The 21294-nt window shown below is 63.9% G+C and carries 23 protein-coding genes; 7 read left to right on the forward strand and 16 right to left on the reverse strand.

The window, feature by feature from the left end; genetic code table 11:
• Positions 1 to 2 precede the first annotated feature (2 nt).
• From NKI88_RS05045 to NKI88_RS05070, 6 genes are all read right to left on the reverse strand, one after another.
• Positions 3 to 797: a TrmH family RNA methyltransferase gene (locus NKI88_RS05045; protein ID WP_352654013.1), complete on the reverse strand. Its 795-nt coding sequence runs from the start codon at positions 795 to 797 to the stop codon at positions 3 to 5.
• Positions 798 to 868: 71 nt separating this feature from the next.
• Positions 869 to 1207: an ArsR/SmtB family transcription factor gene (locus NKI88_RS05050; RefSeq protein ID WP_023669951.1), complete on the reverse strand. Its 339-nt coding sequence runs from the start codon at positions 1205 to 1207 to the stop codon at positions 869 to 871.
• A 153-nt stretch (positions 1208 to 1360) separates the two neighbouring features.
• Positions 1361 to 2131, reverse strand: coding sequence for a HugZ family pyridoxamine 5'-phosphate oxidase (locus tag NKI88_RS05055; protein ID WP_081839848.1), 771 nt, complete (start codon positions 2129 to 2131; stop codon positions 1361 to 1363).
• 35 nt (positions 2132 to 2166) lie between these two features.
• Entirely contained in the window at positions 2167 to 3333 is a 1167-nt protein-coding gene (locus NKI88_RS05060) for a CaiB/BaiF CoA transferase family protein (RefSeq protein WP_023711102.1), read from the reverse strand.
• A 6-nt stretch (positions 3334 to 3339) separates the two neighbouring features.
• Complete coding sequence (locus NKI88_RS05065; protein ID WP_023686192.1) at positions 3340 to 4101, reverse strand: 3-hydroxyacyl-CoA dehydrogenase; 762 nt, start codon at positions 4099 to 4101, stop codon at positions 3340 to 3342.
• A 106-nt stretch (positions 4102 to 4207) separates the two neighbouring features.
• Complete coding sequence (locus tag NKI88_RS05070) at positions 4208 to 4744, reverse strand: GNAT family N-acetyltransferase (protein ID WP_023686191.1); 537 nt, start codon at positions 4742 to 4744, stop codon at positions 4208 to 4210.
• A gap of 271 nt (positions 4745 to 5015) precedes the next feature.
• Between NKI88_RS05070 and NKI88_RS05075 the strand changes: the two genes are divergently transcribed.
• Positions 5016 to 6002, forward strand: coding sequence for a glutathione S-transferase family protein (locus NKI88_RS05075; RefSeq protein WP_023699707.1), 987 nt, complete (start codon positions 5016 to 5018; stop codon positions 6000 to 6002).
• Between the two features lie 16 nt (positions 6003 to 6018).
• Here NKI88_RS05075 and NKI88_RS05080 read toward each other — a convergent pair whose 3' ends face one another.
• The gene (locus NKI88_RS05080; protein ID WP_031195394.1) at positions 6019 to 6519 is read right to left on the reverse strand and encodes an NUDIX domain-containing protein; all 501 of its coding nucleotides are present in this window, start codon (positions 6517 to 6519) and stop codon (positions 6019 to 6021) included.
• A 71-nt stretch (positions 6520 to 6590) separates the two neighbouring features.
• Between NKI88_RS05080 and NKI88_RS05085 the strand changes: the two genes are divergently transcribed.
• Positions 6591 to 7517, forward strand: coding sequence for a metallophosphoesterase family protein (locus tag NKI88_RS05085; RefSeq protein WP_023683636.1), 927 nt, complete (start codon positions 6591 to 6593; stop codon positions 7515 to 7517).
• Here NKI88_RS05085 and NKI88_RS05090 read toward each other — a convergent pair whose 3' ends face one another.
• From NKI88_RS05090 to leuA, 4 genes are all read right to left on the reverse strand, one after another.
• On the reverse strand, positions 7518 to 8135 hold the full coding sequence (locus NKI88_RS05090) for a hypothetical protein (RefSeq protein ID WP_023733389.1): 618 nt from the start codon (positions 8133 to 8135) through the stop codon (positions 7518 to 7520).
• Positions 8136 to 8219: 84 nt separating this feature from the next.
• Positions 8220 to 9020 (reverse strand): alpha/beta fold hydrolase, encoded by an 801-nt coding sequence (locus NKI88_RS05095; protein ID WP_352654016.1) that lies wholly within the window; start codon positions 9018 to 9020, stop codon positions 8220 to 8222.
• A gap of 103 nt (positions 9021 to 9123) precedes the next feature.
• On the reverse strand, positions 9124 to 10893 hold the full coding sequence (locus NKI88_RS05100) for a tetratricopeptide repeat protein (RefSeq protein ID WP_023669961.1): 1770 nt from the start codon (positions 10891 to 10893) through the stop codon (positions 9124 to 9126).
• Between the two features lie 193 nt (positions 10894 to 11086).
• Entirely contained in the window at positions 11087 to 12763 is a 1677-nt protein-coding gene (gene leuA / locus NKI88_RS05105; RefSeq protein ID WP_352654082.1) for a 2-isopropylmalate synthase, read from the reverse strand.
• Positions 12764 to 13245: 482 nt separating this feature from the next.
• On the opposite strand from leuA, the gene NKI88_RS05110 reads away from it, so the two are divergent.
• From NKI88_RS05110 to NKI88_RS05125, 4 genes are read left to right on the forward strand one after another with little or no spacing between them, the layout of a single operon-like run.
• Positions 13246 to 13644, forward strand: a complete 399-nt coding sequence (locus NKI88_RS05110; RefSeq protein ID WP_352654018.1) for an ATP-grasp domain-containing protein — start codon at positions 13246 to 13248, stop codon at positions 13642 to 13644.
• 18 nt (positions 13645 to 13662) lie between these two features.
• Positions 13663 to 14412, forward strand: coding sequence for an ATP-grasp domain-containing protein (locus tag NKI88_RS05115; RefSeq protein WP_352654020.1), 750 nt, complete (start codon positions 13663 to 13665; stop codon positions 14410 to 14412).
• 5 nt (positions 14413 to 14417) lie between these two features.
• Positions 14418 to 15194 (forward strand): esterase family protein, encoded by a 777-nt coding sequence (locus NKI88_RS05120; RefSeq protein WP_023705945.1) that lies wholly within the window; start codon positions 14418 to 14420, stop codon positions 15192 to 15194.
• On the forward strand, positions 15194 to 15508 hold the full coding sequence (locus NKI88_RS05125; protein WP_031192978.1) for a nuclear transport factor 2 family protein: 315 nt from the start codon (positions 15194 to 15196) through the stop codon (positions 15506 to 15508). Before NKI88_RS05120 ends, NKI88_RS05125 begins: the two co-directional genes overlap by 1 nt.
• Positions 15509 to 15518: 10 nt before the next feature.
• On the opposite strand, the gene NKI88_RS05130 is transcribed toward NKI88_RS05125, so the two are convergent.
• Positions 15519 to 17054, reverse strand: a complete 1536-nt coding sequence (locus NKI88_RS05130) for an MFS transporter (RefSeq protein ID WP_352654022.1) — start codon at positions 17052 to 17054, stop codon at positions 15519 to 15521.
• 145 nt (positions 17055 to 17199) lie between these two features.
• Between NKI88_RS05130 and NKI88_RS05135 the strand changes: the two genes are divergently transcribed.
• Positions 17200 to 18096 (forward strand): LysR family transcriptional regulator, encoded by an 897-nt coding sequence (locus tag NKI88_RS05135; protein WP_023669967.1) that lies wholly within the window; start codon positions 17200 to 17202, stop codon positions 18094 to 18096.
• Positions 18097 to 18149: 53 nt separating this feature from the next.
• Here the strand turns inward: NKI88_RS05135 and NKI88_RS05140 are convergent, their stop codons facing one another.
• The 4 genes from NKI88_RS05140 to NKI88_RS05155 form a co-directional block, all read right to left on the reverse strand.
• Positions 18150 to 18902: an SDR family NAD(P)-dependent oxidoreductase gene (locus tag NKI88_RS05140; protein ID WP_023734989.1), complete on the reverse strand. Its 753-nt coding sequence runs from the start codon at positions 18900 to 18902 to the stop codon at positions 18150 to 18152.
• A gap of 45 nt (positions 18903 to 18947) precedes the next feature.
• Positions 18948 to 20036 carry an AbrB family transcriptional regulator gene (locus NKI88_RS05145; protein ID WP_352654024.1) on the reverse strand — a complete coding sequence of 363 codons (1089 nt, stop codon included), beginning with the start codon at positions 20034 to 20036 and terminating at the stop codon, positions 18948 to 18950.
• An 80-nt stretch (positions 20037 to 20116) separates the two neighbouring features.
• A complete protein-coding gene (locus tag NKI88_RS05150) occupies positions 20117 to 20425 on the reverse strand; it encodes a putative quinol monooxygenase (RefSeq protein WP_352654026.1) in 309 nt (102 codons plus the stop codon).
• 79 nt (positions 20426 to 20504) lie between these two features.
• On the reverse strand, positions 20505 to 21284 hold the full coding sequence (locus NKI88_RS05155; RefSeq protein ID WP_352654028.1) for an SDR family NAD(P)-dependent oxidoreductase: 780 nt from the start codon (positions 21282 to 21284) through the stop codon (positions 20505 to 20507).
• Between the last annotated feature and the right edge of the window lie 10 nt (positions 21285 to 21294).

Genomic DNA, 21294 nt, shown 5'->3' on the forward strand with positions numbered 1-21294 from the left:
TATCAGGGCGAAAAATGGTGCAGCGCAATGGCTGACGCGGCAGCAACATTCAGGCTGTCGAACCCTTCCGACATCGCGATCCGCACCGTCCGCAGGCGGGCAAGCAGGCTCTCCGGGAGGCCCTCGCCTTCGGTACCGAGATAGAGCGCCAGTCGTTTCGGTCGCGCGGCATCGCGAATGTCAGCCTCACCACGCGGCGACAAAGCGACCTGGCCGAAGCCCAACTCGCCGAGCTTCGCGATGAAAGCTTCAGTGTCGCCGAAGGACGCAAAGGGCACCTTCAACGCGGCGCCGACGGAGACGCGGATCGCCTTGCGATACAGTGGGTCGCAACAGGTGGCGTCGACGAAGACGGCATCGGCGCCGAAGGCGGCGGCATTGCGGAAGATCGATCCGATATTGTCATGGTTGGCGATGCCGATGAGAACGACGATCAACGCTTCGGCAGGCAAGGTGTCGAGCAAGGCCTCGGCGGGCTCCGGCGTGCCCTTGCTGCCGATCGCCAATATACCGCGATGCATGTGGAAGCCGGCGATCCTGTCCATGACGGCGCTTGCCGCAACGTAGACCGGCAGGTCGGCAGGGGCCTTGCGCAGGATGTCGTCGAGCCCGGCCAGCCGGTTTTCGAGGACCAAGACCGACTCCGCAGCAAAGCGTCCGGCTGACAGCAGGACGTCCAGCACCACCTTGCCTTCGGCAACGAACCGGCCATGGCGGCCGGTGAGATCGCGCTCGCGGATGTCGAGATAGGCGGCGACCCGCGGATCGCGCGCGTCGTCGATCTGGATCGGATCCATCAATACCTCGGCCGGCGAAAAATCGTCAGCGAGGTAAGGAGCGATCGGAGCCGCCAGTCAAGCCCTGCAGGTCAAGTCCCGGCGCGGCGCAGACGCGTTGCCATCTGGGACAAGTCGCCTATCCCGAAAATGCCGTCCAGCATGCGCAACAGTTCGCGCACCGCTTCGGACTTGCAGGAATAGTAGATCATCTGCCGGTCGCGGCGGGTCTCGACAAGATCGAGCGCCCTGAGCTTGGCCAGATGTTGCGACAAAGCGGACTGGCTGAGCATCACCTTTTCGGCGATGGCGCCGACCGACATTTCACCGTCGGCCAGATAGCTCATGATCAAGAGCCGCTTTTCGTTGCCCATAAGGGTCAGAAATGTCGCCGCCGATTCGGCATTGGCGATTAGTTTGGTCGAGACCATCGATGCCCCATGTTTTCCTGCTCATCCAAACGCTATGGGGGCAAATAGCGTTGGCTGCTATAATTCAGCTATGGATCACGCTGCTGATTCAGCGTCGCCTGAATCGTAGATCATTTCGCCCAAATCTCAAGACGTGCTTTTGATTCATGACGATTATCCTTGCGTAGCTGGCGCACGACCGGCTTTGGCCATGTCGACCAGAACCGGCCGCAGGTCGCGCGCGGTCTTCAATGGCTGCGGAAAATAGACCCTGCAAACGGTGTCGCCCGACGCCAGGTCCATGCCCTCGGCATCGAAGCCGGTCATGGTCCAACCATCACCTTCAACCCTGGCGAAATGATGGGCATAGACGGCGATGGCGTCGAGATGGTCGGCATTCATGTGGTCGAGAGCGGATTGTTCGCTGGCGGCCAGCTCGTCGACGATCAACCCCTCGGTGATGAGATCGGCACGGTCGAGCAGGTAGGCCTTGCCGAAGCCGCCATTCAGGCTGGCGCGCTCCGGCTCGAGGCGAAAGATCGAGAAATCGCCGAGCTCGGCATAGAGCTTTGCCTTGGGATTGCGGTTGAGATAGCGCCGCTCGGCGCGGGCATGCGCGCTCGACCCGCGTTCCAGCGGCTGCGCCCGGCAGACCAGCGTTATCCTGGGATGCGCCAGCGGATCGCCCTTGCCGGGTTCGCCGACAAGCAGCGAGCAGCGCGGCTCGGCAAGGATGGCGCCGGTATGGGCTGACAGCGCCGAGACAAGGATCAGAGGCGTGCCATCGATGTCGGTGGCGACTCCGACCCTGGAGGCCAGCGGTGCGCCGGTCGACGGCTCGATCACCGCGAGGGCGCCGAAACGGGCGCTGCGGATCAGCGTTGCGGCCAGCCTGATCGCCTCGGCGTCCGTCGCGCGAATGACGTCCTTCTTCGGCTGGTCCAAAATGCTCACCAGGTAAGTTGATTTTCTAAATCCAGTTACTGCCCAATCATGCCGGCTTTGACAAGCGCTTTGATCTCGGCTGTCGAAAAGCCGAAGCGCGCCAGCACAGTCTGGGGCAGCTGATCGTCATCTTCAGACATGCCGGCAAGCGCCGGCTGCGAGGCCGAGAAGCGTGGCGCGGGCGCGGGGCGCTCGAGCGCACCGGCCTTCACAAATGCGTGACGCGCCCGGTTGTGCGGATGATCCCTGGCTTCGGCCAGCGACAGAACCGGCGCCACGCAGGCATCGCTTGCGGCAAACAGCGCGTCCCAGTCGTCGCGTGTCTTCTGCCGGAACCGGTCGGCAATGGCCGCGCGCATGTCCGGCCACAACGCCTTGTCGTATTGGCCGCGGACAAAATCCTCGCCGAGCGGCAGCAGCCTTGCGAATGCGGCGAAGAAGCACGGCTCAAGGCAGCCGACCGCAACGTGGCGTGCGTCCGCCGTCTCATAGGTGTCGTAGAAGGGCGCACCGGAATCGAGCAGGTTGGCGCCGCGCCGGTCGCTCCACAGACCTGCCGACATGAAGGCGTGTATGGGGGCCGCCAGCATCGAAGCGCCCTCGACCATCGCCGCGTCGATCACCTGGCCTTTGCCGGAGCGCGAGCGCTCGAACAGCGCTGCAAGCACCCCGGCGATCAGCATCATGGCGCCGCCGCCATTGTCGGCGATCAGATTCAGCGGCGGCACCGGCCGACCTTCCTCCCGGCCGATGGCATGCAACACACCCGAATAGGCGAGGTAGGTGATGTCGTGGCCGGCACGACCTGCGAGCGGCCCGTCCTGGCCGAAGCCGGTCATGCGGCCGTAAATCAGCGCCGGATTGCGCGCCAATGCAGCATCCGGGCCGAGACCAAGCCGCTCCATCACACCGGGGCGAAAGCCTTCGACAAACAGATCGGCCTTTTCGGCAAGGCGCAGCAGCAGTTCCGTTCCTTTGGCCTGCTTGAGGTCGACGCGCAGGATGGAGCGGCCGTGACGGTCGAGATTGTACGCATCGGAGAGCGGCAGCAGGGGTTGGTCCGAACCGGTGCGCTCGATGCGCAGCACCTCGGCGCCCATCTCCGACAGCATCAGCCCGGCCAGAGGCACCGGGCCGAGCCCAGCCATCTCGATGACTTTCAGGCCGGCCAGCGGACCGGTCTTCACTGCGCCGGCCGCCATGGCCGTCTATTTCGGCGCCATGCGGATTGCCCCATCGAGGCGGATGGTTTCGCCGTTCAGCATCTGGTTTTCGACGATATGCAGGGCGAGCGCGGCATATTCGGACGGCTCGCCGAGGCGGGACGGGAAGGGCACGGCCGCGCCGAGCGAATCCTGCACCTCCTGCGGCATGCCGGCCATCATTGGCGTCTTGAAGATGCCGGGCGCGATGGTGCAGACGCGAATGCCGGAGCGCGCCAGGTCGCGGGCAACCGGCAGCGTCATGCCGACGACGCCGCCCTTGGATGCGGCATAGGCGGCCTGGCCGATCTGGCCATCATAAGCGGCCACCGACGCGGTGTTGACGATGACGCCGCGCTCGCCGCCCTGCAGCGGTTCGAGTTGGGCGGCACGGTCGGCGACGAGGCGGATCATGTTGAAGGTGCCGATCAAATTGATCTCGATCACCTTGCGGTACTGGTCGAGCGGATGTGGACCATCCTTGCCGATCGTCTTCACGCCGATGGCAATGCCCGCGCAATTGACCAGGATGCGCGCTGGCCCAAGTCTCTTTTCCACCTCGGCGACCGCGGCCGCACCGCTGTCGGCGCTGCTCACATCGCACTGGATGGCGGCGCCGCCAATGTCGCCCGCCACCTTCGATGCCCGGTCGATGCCGATATCGAAAATGGCGACGCGCGCGCCCTTGTCGGCCAGCGCGCGGGCGGTTGCCTCGCCGAGGCCGGAGCCGCCGCCGGTTACGATCGCAATCTGGCCGTTCGGGTTCATGCTGCATGCTCCGTGCTGCTCCGGGTCATGCTACGGAGGTCGCCGCCATGGTGCAACCTGACCAATGGGGATCCATCGCGACCGGTGCCGCAACCGATCCTGGAGCTCAGGCCATCACTGGTGCCTGCTCCGCGATCCTGGCAAGGCTGGCATGGCCGACCTCGCCGGAGAGCCGCGCCACGGCACCGGGCACGATCTCGTGCGACAGCAGCCGGTCGAGGTCGACCGGGCGCGGCATGGAGATCTGGCCGCGGGGGATCTTTCTGAAGCCGAGCGGGCCGTAATAAGGCTCGTCGCCGACAAGGATCACCGCCGGCGCGCCGGCCTTGGCGGCCGCCTCCAGCGCGATCGCCACGAGCCGGCGGCCGATACCGAGATTCTTGAAGGCGGGCCGCACGGCGAGCGGCCCGAGCATCAGCGCGCGTCCGGCGCCGGCGGCGATGCGGGTCATGCGCACCGAAGCAACGACGATGTCGCCATCCATGGCGACAAAGGATAGCGAGCGCTCGTGGCCGCCGGTCTCGCGAATCTTGTAGGCGGCCAGCACGAAACGGCCGGGGCCAAAGGCTTCGTCGTTGATGGCTTCGATTTCGGGATCATGCGCCGGAGTTTCCGGCAGGTATTTCACGTCGGCAAGGCTCATGGTCTTCGCGGTCCGATAAAGAGGAAAGGTTGCTGCAAGCGGCAGCGTTCGCCAGTCAGCGCTTTCTAAGCGCGGGCGCCCTTTCGTCGTCGGTCAAACCGGATCAAGCCAAGATCGAACATGCGGAGTGTCCGCTAGCATCAATTTCCGGCGGCTGCAATCGGCTGTTTTCATCCGGCGTTTCATACGAGTGACGCTCTGTTCAGCAGATGACGGCTTCGGCATTGCCGCCTTGCGACTACATTGGCCAAGGCACGCAAGGAGATTTCGTATGGGATTGCTGGTCGAAGGCAAATGGCAGGACCGTCCGGCCAATGTCGATAGCAGCGGCAGGTTCATCCGCGCCGAGACGCAGTGGCGTGACTGGATCACGCGCGACGGCGCGCCGGCGCAAGGTCGTACGCGCGGCTTCAAGGCCGAGCCCGGACGCTACCATCTTTATGTCTCGCTCGCCTGTCCGTGGGCGCACCGCACGCTGATCTTTCGCGCGCTGAAGAAGCTAGAAGACATCATCCCGGTTTCAGTCGTGCATCATTTCCTCGGTGCTGAGGGCTGGACGTTTTTGGCCGAGGATGGCGCCACCGGCGACACGCTCTACGGCCTCGACTTCCTGCACCAAATCTACACCAAGGCCGATCCAGCCTATTCGGGCCGGGTTTCGGTGCCGGTGCTGTGGGACAAGAAGGAAGAGACCATCGTCTCCAACGAATCCGCCGAAATCATCCGCATGCTCAATTCGGCCTTCGACGAGTGGGGCGATGCCGCTCTCGATTCCTATCCGCCAGGCCTGCGCGGCGAGATCGACAAGGTCAATGCGCTGGTCTTTCCCGCCGTAAACAACGGCGTCTACCGCGCCGGCTTTGCCACCACGCAAGCGGCCTATGAAGAGGCGTTCGGCGAGCTGTTCGCGGCGCTCGACACGCTGGAGGGCCGACTGTCAAAACAGCGCTATCTCACTGGCGAGCGTGTCACCGAGGCCGATTGGCGGCTGTTCACCACGCTGGTGCGTTTCGACCCGGTCTATGTCGGCCATTTCAAATGCAATCTGCGCCGCATCGCCGACTATCCGAACCTTTCGAACTATCTGCGCGACCTCTACCAGGTGCCCGGTATCGCCGGCACGGTGAACCTGCACCACATCAAAATGCACTATTACGGCAGCCACGAGAGCATCAACCCGACGCGCATCGTGCCGGTCGGGCCTGGGCTCGACTATGGCGCGCCGCACGACCGGGCGCGGTTCAGGCAGGCGGCGTGAGCATCGGATTGACAGCCTACCAGTACGGCGATACCGGCTCGCCTTCAAAAACCTCGGCAAGCCGCCGCAGCGTCGCCGGCGTCGTGCCATGCGGCAAGCGGTCGAGCGGAAAGAAGCCTGCTTCGGCGATCTCGTGGTCCGGCAGTTTCGGCGCGGTCTGGTTGAAGGTTTCGATGAGATAGAGGCCGACATGGTCGCGGCGGCTGGAGCGGCGGTTGAAATGCATCGATTTCAGCACCGGCTGGGCTGTCAGCGCGATGTTGCCTTCCTCGGCCAGTTCGCGCACCAGCGCCTCACCGAGCGTCTCGCCGACTTCGACGCCCCCGCCCGGCAATTGCCAGCCGGGAACGTAGGTGTGGCGGATGAGGAAGACAGTGTTCGAGGCTCGATCGTGGATCAGGCCGCGCACGCCCAGCGTCATCGGCCGCCGCAGCAGGAAATAGAGATGGAACAGCCTTGCCCTGAGGCCTGCCCAGCCGGTCTGGCGAAACGCCTGCTCCGGGTCCGATATAGCCATGACTAGCGAAACCGTGGATGGGCAGGAAACAGTGAGTGGAAAGCGGGGAGCGCGTCGCCTATGAAGGAAGGATGTTCAGGCTCGCGCATATTTCCGATGTCCATCTGGGGCCGCTTCCCGGTGTAACCTATCGCGAACTCGCGTCCAAGCGCGTCGTCGGCTACGTCAACTGGCAGCGCAACCGCCGCCGCCATATGCACGATGCCGTCATCGACACCATCGTCGCCGACATGAAGGCGAGCACACCCGACCACCTCACCGTTACCGGCGATCTGGTCAATCTGGCGCTCGACGGCGAGATCGAGATGGCCAAGCACTGGCTTGAGACGCTGGGTTCGCCGGAGGATGTCTCGGTGGTGCCGGGCAACCACGACGCCTATGTGCCGGGCGCCTTCGACAAGGTCTGCCGCTCCTGGGCGGCGTGGATGAGCGGCGACGGCGTGACTGCGCCGATCGACCGCAACGCTTTTCCCTATCTGCGCGTACGCGGCAATGTCGCGCTGATCGGCGTTTCGACGGCGCGCGCCACGGCGCCGTTCATGGCCAACGGCTTCTTCCTCGAAGGTCAGGCGCAAAGGCTGGCGACAGTGCTCGACGCAACGAACAAACGCGGCCTGTTGCGGGTGATCATGATCCATCATCCGCCGGTGCGCGGCGCCGTCGCCCAGCAAAAGCGCCTGTTCGGCATCTCCCGCTTCCACAAGACCGTTCATAGGCATGGCGCCGAACTCGTGCTGCACGGCCATTCGCATCTGCCGTCGCTGTTCTTCATCGGCGGGCGCGGCGCCAGGATTCCGGTCGTCGGCGTCGCCGCCGCCGGGCAGTCGCCAGGCAGCAAGAACCCGGCGGCACAGTACAATCTGCTCGATATTGACGGGGAGAAGGGCAATTGGCTGATTCGCCTGACGCGGCGCGGCCTGACCGGGCCGGCCTTGCCGCCATCGGACCTGCAGGTCATTGAACTCGGCGCGCAGACACCGAGGCCTCCAGATCGTTGATCAGAAGCTGATCTTCATCGCCATCAGGCGATCCCAAAACAGCGCGGCCGCCACCGCCAGGCCAACAAGCGCGCCGGCGGCGACCAAGCCGAGACCGGAAAGGAACGTCGACCAGCCCCTGCGGGGCACGGCTGCTTGCAAGGGCGGCTCAGCTTCCGGCACGGCGGCGCGTTTCAGGTCGGCGACGGCCGGCTCGACACCGCCCTCCATCATGCGCTGACGCTCGACGATACGCTCCGCCACATAGCGCGTGACCTGATCGGCGACCGGTTTCATATCGGTCGATTCGGCGAGCACGACGCGGCCGATGCGGGTATCCCTGAGAAAGCGGTAGGTGCGGCGGTCGCGCCCCATGGCGACATGGCTGACGGCGTCGATCCACAGGCGGGGCTGCAGGCCGGAGGAGACGACGAAGTCGAAATTGTCCATGTCGGCGGGCACGTCGGCAAAGACCGGGGCGAGCTCGGCGGCGAGCAGATCAAGCCGCATCCGGTGCGCCTCGCGCATGTCGACCACGACATCGTCGCGATCGGCGAAGGCATTTTTCACATCGCGAACGGCGTCGGACAGTTTGCGGGAGGTGTCGATGGGGGTGATGTTTTCGCCAGTGTCCTTCATCGGCGTCGCCTCGCTGATATGGTTAATTGCGAGTTAACACAGGCGGCGGCAAAATGCACTGGCGAGATGCGGGGCGCAAGTAAGTTAGCTCGCCGCGGCCTCGAATGTCGGACGCAGGCGCCTGCCGCGGCGTGCCATGTTTCGGCGCACGGCCTGGGCGACCACATCAGGCACTTCCTCGACCAGGATATGGCCGGCATCGAGCACGTGATGAATATGAAAATGCGCCGGCAGACAATCAGCCTGGGTAAAGGGCAGCACCGGATCGTCCGTTCCCCAAACCACCATCACCGGCATGTCGAGGGTGTCCAGCTGTTCGCGGGGTATGACCCCCTGCCGCTCGTTCCTGGTCATGACGGCCGATATCTCAATCAGCTTGCGCAACTGGCCGGGGCGACGGCGTAGGTCCGCCAGGACGCCAACGATGCGTTCGGGCGGCGGGCTTCGCGGTCCCGACATGGCGGCAAGGCAGGCGCGGATTTCCCGTCTGTCGGCCGCGGCGTAGCGGCGCAACAGCGGTCCGTTGATCTCGGGGCCAACACCGCCCGGCGCCAGAAGCGTCAGCGAGCCTATCCTTTCAGGCTCGGCAAGCGCCATCAGGGAGGCGACCGCGCCGCCCATCGAATGACCGGCGACATGCACCCTTGCTATCCCGCGTGCGGCGATATCGGCGAGAACCGCTCTCGCCGCTGTTTTGGCCGGGCCGCTGCCAGGAAATTCGAGAGACAGTCCGTGTCCCGGAAGATCGTAGGCCAAGGTCCTGACATCGGGCCCTAGCGACGCGGTCACCTCGCGCCAGATATCATGGCAACCACCGAAGCCATGCAGCAGGACGACCGTCTTCGGCCCGGCGCCCCGCTCGGCAACATAGAGGGATGAGACCATGAAAATGTGCGATTATTGCAAGACTGGAGAGGAAATTCGAATCGAGGCTGGATTGCTCCCAGTCCAGACCGATGGCCAGTAAAGTTTTCGCGATCCGGAAAGACTAGCTGGCGTTGCCGAGGCCCGCGGCGCGCAGCGCCTCAACCAGCCGGTCGGTCAGATCGGCGGGATATTTGCGCTCGGCGAAGGCCGCGCGCGGATCGGCGGCGAATTTCGGGAATTTGGTGGTCAGCTCATCCAGAAGCTTGGCTGCCAGCTGTTCGCGGCCGGCAGCCTTGGCGCCAATGAGCCGCGCCGCCAGATAATGCGATTTCATCGCCGTCGTGCGCAGCGACTCGCTGGCTATCGCGGCCTTGTTCATGTCGCCCAGCATGAATTGCCCGGCGAAAAGCCCAAAATCCCACCATGTCGGATGACCGCTGAACGTCTCGACGGCATGGGTCAGGATGGGTGTTCCCTCGGCATATTTGCCGGCAAAGATCAGGCCATAGCCGTAAGCGGCAGCCATGCCGAGGTCGTAGGGGTTGAGCTCATAGGCCTTGCGCATCCAGCGGATCGATTCCTCGGTGTTGCCGAGGCGCGAATTGAGGTAGCCATAGGCGCGGTGCGCATAGGGGCTGGTCGGTCCCATCTGGATGGCGCGATGGGCGAAAGACATTGCCTGTTCGACCGTCGCGCCAGGCGGATAGGCGTAATGATCGGTGGCGGCCTCAAGGGTCAGGGAGGCCAGTTCCGAATAGACCAACGACGATTTCGCACCCTGGCCGGCGAGGTTGTCCAGGCAGCGATAGGCGGCCTCGTGCGTCCTGGTGCTCTGGTCGAGATAGTATCTGTCGTTGAGGATCAGGCAGCTCGTCAGCCCGGTCTGAATGCCGTTCTGTTCGATGTAGCTGTAGAGCGGGCCGGAGGCGGGAACGGTCGAGCTGAGGATGGCGGCGATACGATCCTCGACGGTGCCAGGTGCGCTGTCGGCGGCCGTCAGACTGCGGGACAAAAGCACGCGGCCGGTCGCCACGCTCTGCAGTTCGAGCGTCACGTCACCTGCCATTGGTCCCGGCAGGACATCGAAAACGAAGCTGGTCGGGTCGGTGCTCGGATCGCGCTTGCTGTCGGCGTCGCGGCCGATGAAGTCGATCGTGTCGAAACCGGCAAGGCCGGCGCGCAGCGAAGCGGCGACGCGGCCGGCCTCGGGGCCGGTGGCCTTCACCGCGATGTAGACGAGGGGCAGGGCCTCCATCGACGGCGATGCGATGCTGCTCGTTACGCCCGCGGTCTCGACCACCGCGGTAGGATCGCTGCTGGCAAGCAATGCGCCGCTGCCCTGGCGCAGGATGAGCACGCCCAGCATGAGAATGACCAGCGTCATGGCGACCCAGAAGAACTGGAGATGGCGCGCCAGCGAAGGCCCAGGTTCTGTAACCCCCGAAGCTGTCGCGGCAGCGGGAACGGCGTCAAGAGCCGCCTGGTCGGGCGATCCGGGCAAGGCGGCTACCGCCGCCGCAAGCGGCTCCTGCCCAACCGGCAGGCGTATGGCGTTGAGCTCATAGGACGGCACGTAGCCGCCGCGCGGAATGGCAATGCGAACCGGTTCGGCTATGCCTTCATTGGCGAAATAATGCTGGAGAAGTTCGCGCAGCCGGCCTGCCTGCACCCGGACAACGGCGTCGGTCGACGAATCGAAATCGCCGTCCTTGCCGAAGACGTCCATGGCGATGGAGAAACCCTTGAGCCTGTCGGCTTCGCCGGCCTGCTCGCGCTCAACAAGATAGCGCAGCAACTTGCGCGCGCGCTCGGAACGTCCGAACGTTTCGCTGGCGAGCAGTCGCTCCAGTGTCTCGCGCACTGCGGGGGCGGCAGGCGTGGCATGCTGCAAGTGTCGATCCTCTCGAAGTCGGCACAGGTTGAGGCGCAATCATATAGAGCCTGCACTTCCATACAAGCATGCTTATGTTATGCGATCGCGTAACACACCGGATAGTTGCCGGTGGTTGACACAAAAGACCGGAATTTCCCTCGGCAAATGGGGGATTTCCGGGCGCCGCGGACATTCGGCGCCCGGGAAAATATCAGCCGGCCTTGCGGCCGATTATCCGGTTGGCGGCCGAAACAACGGCTTCCAGCGAGGCGGCGACGATGTTGGTGTTGATGCCGGCGCCGAACAGCTTGCCGCCGGGATATTCCATCTCGACATAGGAAATCGCCGAGGCGTTCGAGCCGCGCTGGAGCGAATGTTCGGAATAATCAAGCACCGACATGTCGACGCCAACATGACGCGACAGCGCATCGACGAAGCCGTCGATCGGGCCGGTGCCGGAGCCGGCGATTGTCGTCTCCTTGCCGTTGTCGAGGATCACCGCCTCGACCACGCGCCGGCCCTTTTTCTCGGTATCGGGGTAGGTGTGATGGTCGAGGAACTTCAGTCGTGCGCCGGGCTGGTCGACATAGGTTTCAATAAAGCGGTCATGGATGCGTTTTGCCGGCACTTCCTTGCCTTCGGCGTCGGTGATCGCCTGGATCTCCTGGCTGAACTCGATCTGCAGGTTGCGCGGCAGATTGAGGCCGTAATCGGCCTGCAGTACATAGGCGATGCCGCCTTTGCCCGACTGCGAGTTGATGCGGATGATCGCCTCGTAGCTGCGTCCGACATCGGCCGGATCGATCGGCAGATAGGGCACTTCCCAGACCGGCGTGTTGGCCTTCTTCAAGGCCTTCATGCCCTTGTTGATGGCGTCCTGGTGCGAGCCGGAAAAGGCGGTGTAGACGAGTTCGCCGACATAGGGATGGCGCTCGGAGATCTTCAGCTGGTTGGAATATTCGTAGACGTCCTTCATCCGGTTGATGTCGGAGCAATCCAGATGGGGATCGACGCCTTGCGTGTACATGTTGAGCGCCAGCGTCACGATGTCGACATTTCCGGTGCGCTCGCCATTGCCGAACAGCGTGCCTTCCACGCGGTCCGCACCCGCCATCAGGCCGAGCTCGGTGGTGGCGATGCCGGTGCCGCGATCGTTGTGGGGGTGCAGCGAGATCAGCAGGTTCTCGCGGCCGTCCAGGTTGCGGCACATCCATTCGATCCGGTCGGCATAGATGTTGGGCGTCGACATCTCGACCGTCGACGGCAGGTTGATGATCAGTCTGTTGTCGGCTGTCGGCTTCACGATCTCGGTGACGGCGTTGCATATCTCCAGCGCGACTTCGAGCTCGGTGCCGGTAAAGCTTTCGGGCGAATATTCGAAGCGATAACCGCCGCCGGCCTTGGCCGCCATGTCGGTGATCATCTTGGCCGCGTCGGTGGCGATGCGCTTGATACCGCCTACATCCTTCTCGAAGACGACGCGACGCTGCAACTCGCTGGTCGAATTGTAGAAATGCACGATCGGGTTGGTGGCGCCCTTCAGAGATTCGAAGGTGCGGGTGATGAGTTCGGGACGGCACTGCACCAGCACCTGTAGCGAAACATCAGCCGGCACATTGCCTTCCTCGATGCACCAGCGGGCGAAATCGAAATCGGTCTGCGAGGCCGAGGGGAAACCGATCTCGATCTCCTTGAAACCCATGTCGAGCAGCAGGGCGAGCATGCGCGCCTTGCGCTCATGACCCATCGGATCGATCAGCGCCTGGTTGCCGTCGCGCAAATCGACCGAGCACCAGACCGGTGCCTTGTCGATGACCTTGTTGGGCCAGGTGCGGTCGGTGAGACCGACCGTCGGGTAGGGCTGGTATTTTCGGGCCGCGCCCGGCATGTGGCCGGCCGCGCGTTTTACGCTTTCGGCTTCGCCGGCGCGGATGTCTTCTCGTGCGTTCATCGTCTTGTTCTCCCGGCGGCTCGCGGATCGGTCTTCGGACGGATTCCAGGGCGAGCAGCGCCTTATCAGATTTTCGTTCGCTTGATGTGAATTGCCAATTTCTGAACTGGCCAAGGAGCGTGCGCGTAAGCGGCGGTTCGACCGCCGGGCGCTCCTTCAGCGAACCCGGCGATCGCCGATAAGGCCGAGAAGAAGCAGGGTCGATGCCAGCGCGCGCACGGTCTCGCCGGCAAAGCCGGTCGGACGGGAAGCGACGGAGGAGACGCGCGTGTTCATGGCGGGTTTCATACAGGAGCCGCCATGTACAGGCAAGTGGGCTGCCATTCCACCACTCGCGAGCACTCTTCCCCATGCGCGGCAAATGCGCCAGACTTGCGTGTAGCCGGGGCCGCAATGCTTCGCCGTCTGAGGGGTCATCCGTGAATTTCGTTTTCTTCTCGCCGCATTTTCCCGCCAACGGCGCCGATTTCTGCGACCGGCTGAAGAAGGCCGGCGCCACGGTGCTGGGCATTGGCGATGCGCCTTATGAGGCGCTGGACGGCAAGCTGAAGGTGGCCCTGTCGGAATATTACCGCATCGCCGACATGGAGGACTACGATCCGGTGTTCCGGGCGATGGGTCATTTCATCCACAAATGGGGCCGCATCGAGCGCTTCGAGTCCCTCAACGAGCATTGGCTGGAGCTGCAAGCCAACATCCGCACCGACTTCAACATCTACGGAACCAAGCTCGATTTCGTGAAGAATTTGAAGCGCAAGAGCCGCATGCGTGCATTCTTTCGCAAGAGCGGCGTCGACACCATCGCCCAGCGCAAATGATCCGACCGGGCCGGTGCCATGACCTTCATCCGCCGCGTCGGCTATCCCGTGGTGGTGAAGCCCGATTCCGGGTCCGGCGCCTCGAACACCTTCAAGATTTCCAACGCCAAGGAACTTGACAAGTTCTTCAACGACAAGCCCGAGGATGTGACCTTCGTCATGGAGCAGTTCATCGAGGGGCTGGTGGTGACGTTCGATGGGCTGGTCAACCGTGACGGCGAGGTGGTGCTGGCGGCCAGCCACCGGTACGACCAGAGCATCATGGAAGTGGTCAACAAGGACCGCCACATGAGCTACACCTGCTTTCCCAAGGTCCGACCGGCGATCGAAGAGGCCGGCCGCAAGATCCTCAAGGCGTTCGACGTGCGCGAGCGCTTCTTCCACATCGAGCTGTTCGAAACCAAGGACGACCGCGTCATCGCGCTTGAGGTCAACATGCGGCCGCCCGGCGCCTGGATGACCGATGCGATCAACTACACGTTCGACATCGACGTCTACGCGGCCTGGGCGGACATGGTGGTGAAGGATGCCGCCGGTGGTCCTTATGAGGGCAAGTATTTCACCGCTTATGCCAGCCGCAAGCAGCACCTCCACTATTTGCACAGCCATGAGGACGTGCTAGCCGCGCATCGCGACAAGATCGTCCATCATCAGCCGATAGAAAAGGTTTTCAGCCGCGCTATGGGAAATTACGCCTACCAGATGCGCTCGAAGGACGAAGCAGCACTGCGCGCGGCCGTCGCCTACATCCACGCGGAAAAGGCTTAGACGCGATGGACATCTCCTATCACAAGCATTTCTCCGGCAATCTCGGCCGCGACATGGAATACAAGCGCTACGGCCATGCCGGCCGGCCGGTGGTGGTGTTCCCGACGTCGCAGGGGCGGTTCTACCAATTCGAGGATTCCGGAGGGGTTGGAGCGCTGGCCGAATTCATCGATACCGGCCGCATCCAGCTGTTCGCGGTCGACGGCGTCGATTCGGAATCGTTCTTCAACAAGCATGCCGGCGCCGCCCACCGTATCGGTCGCCACGAGGCTTATTTCCGATATGTGCGCGAGGAGGCGCTGCCGGAGTTTCTGGCGACCGCCGAGCAAGCCAATGGCGGGCGCAAATTAAAGCCGCTGTTCACCGGCTGTTCGATGGGCGGTTATCATTCCTCGAACTTCGTCTTTCGCTTTCCCGAACTCGCCAGCGGCGTCATCGCGCTGTCGGGCGTCTATTCGGCGGGCGACTTCTTCGGCAAGGTGCTGGAAGGCGACATTTTCTACAATTCGCCGCTCGACTATCTGCCCGGCATCGTAGACCCAAAACTGCTTGCCCGGCTGAAGTCGCTGAGGATGATCTTCTGCTGCGGGCAGGGCGCCTGGGAAGAGCGGATGCTGGTCGAGACCCGCAGGCTGGAACAGATCCTGCGCGACAAATCCATTCCCGCCTGGGTCGACTATTGGGGCGGCGATGTCAGTCATGACTGGCCATGGTGGCACAAGCAGCTGGTCTATTTCTTCGGCCGCTGGCTGGATGATGATCTGATGCACCGGCTCGATTGATGACCACACCCGAACCTATCCGCCGCTTTATCGAGGCCACCAATGCGGGTGATAGCGAAGCCGTTCTCCACACGTTCACAGCCGACGCGTCCCTGACCGACTGGGGGCGGTCCTTCCAAGGCCGCCAGCAGATCGCGCGCTGGAACCAGTCGGACAATATCGGCGTGAAGTCCAATCTTCGCATTGTCCGCATCGCCGAGGTCGAGGGCAGCTACCGCGTCCGCATTGCCGTGAAAGGCAATGGCTTCAACGGCGAGGGTGACATGACCTTCGTGCTGGACGGCCACCGCATAGCGAGCCTCGTCATCTCCTGACGCGGCTCAGCTACCCTTCCTGGCAAACCGGCAGAGCAATGGTCTCGTGTTCCACCGCCGATCCACGGCGCAAGCCGAGAAAGACGACAAGGGCGGTGACGATGGTGATTGCCGCCAGCACGATCAGCAGCCTGTCGAACGCGATCTCATAGGCCTGGACCAGGACCGTGGCTCCGGCACCCGGCAAGCGGGCTGCCGCTTCGCCGATGTTGCCGGTCACCAGCAGCTGCGCGGCGGCGGTTGCATCCAGGGAAGACGCCGTTCCCTGAGCCGCCAGTTGGGCTGCCGTGAAACCCGACAGGACTGCCATGACGATCGCCAGCGCCACGCCTTCGCAAGCGACGCGGGTGGTGTTGAAGATGCCGACCGCCATGCCGGCACGCTCTTTCGGCACGACGCCGACGGCAAGTCCGTCCATCAGCCCCCAGGGCAAGGCGATGCCGACGCCGATGAGGATCAGCGGCGCCACCAGCGCTGCGACGACAGGCGGTATCAGGCTCAGCCAGACAAGGCCGCCGGCGGCCACAAGCAGGCCGACACCGCAGATCGTTGCCGGAGCGATCCAGCGCGCTACCTGGCCGGCGAGCAGTGGCAGGATCAACAGCGGTCCCGACAGGCAGATCATCAATTGCCCCGCCTTGATCTCGCTCATCCCCTCGATGCCGATGAAGCGGATCGGCAACAGCACCAGCAGGACGACGAAGCCATAGGCGGGAGCGGCCGCCAGGAACTGGACGCCGACGAAGCGGGGAAAGCGGAACAGCGAGAGATCGAGCATCGGCCGGCGCACGCGCCGCTCGACGACGACGAAAGCGGCAAAGCAAAGGGCGGCCGCCACGAGAAGCCCGATCACCAGGGGATCGGTCCAGCCGCTCTGCGGCGCTTGCAGCACGCCGTAGGTCAGCGATGCCAGCGCGATCGTAAAGGTGCCGGCTCCCGCCCAGTCGAGGCCGGTCGCATCCGGATCGCGCGATTCCCTGATGGTGCGCAGGCCGAGCAAAGCGGCTGCAATCGCGAGCACTGCCACCAAGACGAAGATCGATCGCCAGCCGAAAGCATCTATGAGCAGGCCCGACGCGATCGGCCCAAAAGCGAGGCCGATGCCGAAACTGGTGCCGAGGAAGGAGAAGGCGCGCAGCCGCAATGGCCCATCGAATTCCTGGGCAAGAGCGGAGGCGCCGCCGGCAAAGGCGGCGGCACTGCCGAGCCCTTGCGCAGCCCTGAGCACATCGAACCAGACGATATCAGGGGCAAACATCGATCCCAGCGATGCCAGCACATAGGTGGCGAGGCCAACAAGGAAGAGCCGCTTGCGGCCATGATTGTCGGCCAGCGCGCCTGATGTCATCAAGGTGGCGGCGAAGGTCAGCATGAAGGCGTTGGTCACCCAGTTGAGCGCGATCGGGCTGCCGCCGAGGTCGGCCGCAATGCGGGAAAGCGCGACGGCCGGGCCGGTGAAGGTCAAGGGCATTGTCATGGCGGCAAGGCATACCGACAACAGGACAAGCCATGGCGCGACCGCGCCGTTTGTGGTCTTCGAGGTCATGGATTTCCTATCTGAACCAGGATCCGCCGGCCTGCCGCAAGCTTGCTGCGCCGGTCGTAACGGGAAGATAGGCTCGCGACACTTCGAGAAAAATAGTTTAAATCTCCAGATATACCGGACTGAAACGCTCGAATGGAGAGATGCGATGGAACGCCTCAATGGGCTCCTGGCCTTTGCCCGCACGGCTGAGTTCGGCAGCTTCATCGCTGCGGGCCGCACGCTCGGCATCTCGGCATCGGCCGTCGGCAAGAGCGTCGCCAGGCTCGAGCAGGATCTCGGCGTAAGGTTGCTTCAGCGCAGCACGCGCCGCATCGGCCTGACCGAAGAGGGCAAGCTGTTCAACGAGCGGGTGCGGCGCATCCTCGACGACATCGACGATGCCGAGGCGATGCTGTCGCGGAGCCGCGAAACACCGCATGGGCGGCTGCGCGTTTCGACGCCGATCGTGACCTATCATTTGCTGTTCCCGGTGCTGTCCGAGTTCATGGCGCGCTATCCCGAAATCGAACTCGACATCGACTTTAACGACCGCATCGTCGACCTCATCGACGAAGGCGTCGACATCGCGATCCGCAGCGGCGACCTGCCGGATTCGCGCCTGGTGGCGCGGCCGCTTGCACCCTTCCGGCTGCTGTTGTGTGCGGCACCCTCCTATATCGAGCAGCACGGCAACCCGAGCCGCCCGGACGATCTCGTGAACCATTACGGCATCCGCTTCCGCTTTCCCAACAGCGGCAAGCTGCAAGGCTGGCCGTTCATCGGCGGCAGCGCCGAGCCGCAGGTCCGCTCGATGCTGACCTGCAACAACACGGAGGCGCTGAAGGGCGCCACGATGGCCGGGCTCGGCATCAGCTCGATGCCCGATTTCTTGGTCCGCGAGGCGCTGCGTGACGGCCTGCTGCGCACGGTGCTGGACGACCATGTCGACGGCCGCGGCCAGTTCCGGTTGCTTTGGCCGTCCAATCGCCATTTGTCGCCAAAGGTTCGCGCCTTCGTCGACTTTCTTCCCGACCGGCTTGCCGCGACGCTGAGCGGCTCTTGAATTAGTCCTTCGCGGCCGACAGCGACGGCGACAGCAAGGAACAGCGGCGCTTCTCAGTAGGTGGCGCGGCCGCCGGAGAGATCGAACGTTGCGCCGGTGGTGAAGGAATTTTCGTCCGATAGCATGAAGGCGATCATCGCAGCCGCCTCTTCGACTTCGACGAACCGGCCTCGCGGCACCTTGCCCAGCATGTAGGCGACCTGGGCCTCAGTGAGCTGTTCGAGGATGCGGGTGCGGGCCGGCGATGGGGTCAGCGCATTGACGGCGATGTCGTGGCCGGCCAGTTCCTTACCGAGCGATTTTGTCAGCGCGAGCACGCCGGCCTTGGCGGCGGAATAGGCGGCGGCATTCGGATTGCCTTCCTTGCCTGCGACCGAGGCGATGTTGACGATGCGGCCGTAGCTGCGCGCGATCATGCCGGGCACCAGGCGCTTGCAGCAGTAGAAGACGCCGTTGAGGTCGATGTCGATTATCTGGCGCCAGGCGGCAGGATCATAATCCGCCACCGCCGCTGCCGGTCCGGCGATGCCGGCATTGTTTACCAGCAGATCGACCGGACCAAGCGAGCGCTCGGTTTCGGTCGCGGCGCTGTCGACGGCCTCCATCAGCGATTGATCGCACAGCAAACCCTCGACCCGGCCGAGCGGGGCGAGTTCGGAAACGGCCTTCGCCATGGCGGTCTCGTCCACATCCCAGATGGCGACGCTGGCACCCGATGACAGCAGTCGCCGGGCGACGGCAAGGCCGATGCCTTGCGCGCCGCCGGTCACCACGGCGACCCGGCCTGAGAGATCGACGGCATTCACACGACGGTTCATGGGCACTTTTCCTCTTCCCTGCATATTTGAATCTCAGTCCCTGACGGCTCTCGCCACCAGCCGCGCTATGCTCGGCCCGGCGATGAGCACGACCAGGAAGCGGGCCGACTGCAAGGCCATGACGAAGGATATGTCGACGTTCTGGGCGGCGGCGGCAATGATGGCGACGCTGTCCATGCCGCCGGGGCTGGTCGCGAGATAGGCGGTCAGCGGATCGATACCAAGGACGTGGCTGATCAGCCAGGCTAGCCCGCCGCAAAAGGCGATCAGCACGACGATAGAACCGACGATCTGCGGCAGCGCCCGTGTGGCATGACGCAGGATCGCCCGGGTAAAATTCAGCCCTATCGACCAGCCGACCATCGCATAGGAGAGCGCCAGCAGCCATGGCGGCAATTGCATCGCCACGCCGAAGCCGAGATGGACGATGGTGCCAAAGATGAAAGTGCCGAGGAAGAAGGGTGACGGCAGCCGGCACAACCGGCCGAGCAGGCCGCCGAACAGCGCCACGCCGAGCGTGGCGGCAAAGGCTGCCGGTTCGATCGGCGGGAACCAGACGATGGCTGGTACCTCGATGCCCGAAGTGTCGACCCACATCTTGGCGACGAGTGCTGCCGTCATCGAGACGAAGATGACGCGCAGATACTGCATGAAGGCGACGAGGCGCTGATCGGCGCCAAAGGCACCGGCCATCAGCACCATGGCAGTGGCAGCACCCGGCGACGAACCCCAGACCGCGGTGGTGCCGGGCAGGATGCGCCAGCGGCTGATCAGCCAGCCAAGCAGGCTGGACGCCGCAAGGGTCGCCAACACCACCACGAGGAACAGCAGCCATTCCTTGTAGAACACCGAAAAGATGTCGACCGAGATCGACGCCGCGACCAGACAGCCGACCACGGCCTGGGCAGCGGCGAACAGCAGCCGCGGCACGCGCACCGTGGCGCCATTGGTGCCGGCAAGGATCGCCGCCAGCATCGGGCCGATCAGCAGGGCCGCCGGCAGTGCGGCGTATTCCAGCGCGCCGGCGAACAGCAGCGAGACGATCAGCAGCACCAACCATTGTCGGACCGGACGCATGCCCGCCATGCGTTCGACGGCCGGTTGGTCTGGCGAAGAGTCCATGTTTGGGTCTTAGACCTGGAGGAGAAAAATGCGAACGCTGTCTCGGAAGAAATTAACGACCCCGACCCCGCGTTGGGATGTCACTCGTTCTTGACAGCGGGTAAGCCGAAACCGCCGGCCGGATGGGTCTCGACCTGGAATTCGAAGCCGGCGATGATCGGCCGGGCCTTGGCGATCGCTGCCTGGACCTCCGGCAGCTGCAGCGAAGCCTTGTGGCTTGCGGCGTCGGTCCACACTTCGGTCACCCAGATCGCGTCGGCATCGGCCGGGTCGCGGGCGATGACATAACTCAGGCAACCCGGCATGGCGCCGGTCGAGGCTAGCAGCACATCCATGATCGCGTCGCGCTGGCCGCGCGCCGTCCGCATCTTTCCGATCAATCCGTACATTGCCTCTCCCCTTTCTTCCAACCTCAGCAAACGTGCGCACGACATGCATGGTTGCGAGACGCAGTATGCAATTGCCGGCTCACGGCATCAACTGGCCACCGTTCACCTCGATCACCTGGCCGGTGATGTAACCACTCAGGAGATCGGAGGACAGGAAGAGATAGGCGCCGACGCAGTCTTCGGCCGTGCCGGCACGCCCTTGAGGAATGGTGGCGACCATGCCCTTCATCTGCTCGTCGGTGGAATAGCGCTCATGGAAGGGTGTCGCGATGGTGCCCGGCGCCACCGCGTTGACGCGGATGCCGAAGCCGATCAGTTCCTTGGCCATGCCGCGCGTCACATTGGAGACAAAGGCCTTGGCCGAGCCGTAGAGCCCGGCGCCGCCGGCGGCGCCATTGCGCGCGGCGATCGACGAGGTGTTGACGATGAAGCCGCCCTGCTTCTTCAGCCATGGCATCGCCTTGCGTGACGCCGTCAGCACCGAGCGGGCGTTGAGGTCCATCACCGCGTCGTAATGCGCCTCGGTTTGCTCGGCATAAGGTACGCGGCCAAGCATGCCGCCGGCATTGTTGACCAGCCCGTCGAGCCGGCCGAAATGCTCTGCGCTCTCCTCGACGACACGCTCGACATCCGCGGCCTGCGAGAAGTCGCCCTGGGTTAGAAACACCTCGCCGCCGTCATCGCAGATGGTCTTGGCCAGCGTCTCGGCCGCCTCGCGGCTCGAATTGTAATGCAGCGCGACACGGCATTTCTGCGCGGCATAGGCGAGCGCGAGGGCCGCACCTATGCCGGTCGAGGCGCCGGTGACCAGCACCGCCTTGCCGGCAAGATCTGGGATGACAAGAGCGGTCGCGGTCATGGGCACTTTT

It is taken from the genome of Mesorhizobium sp. M0317 (assembly GCF_040321555.1).
Taxonomy (GTDB): Bacteria; Pseudomonadota; Alphaproteobacteria; order Rhizobiales; family Rhizobiaceae; genus Mesorhizobium.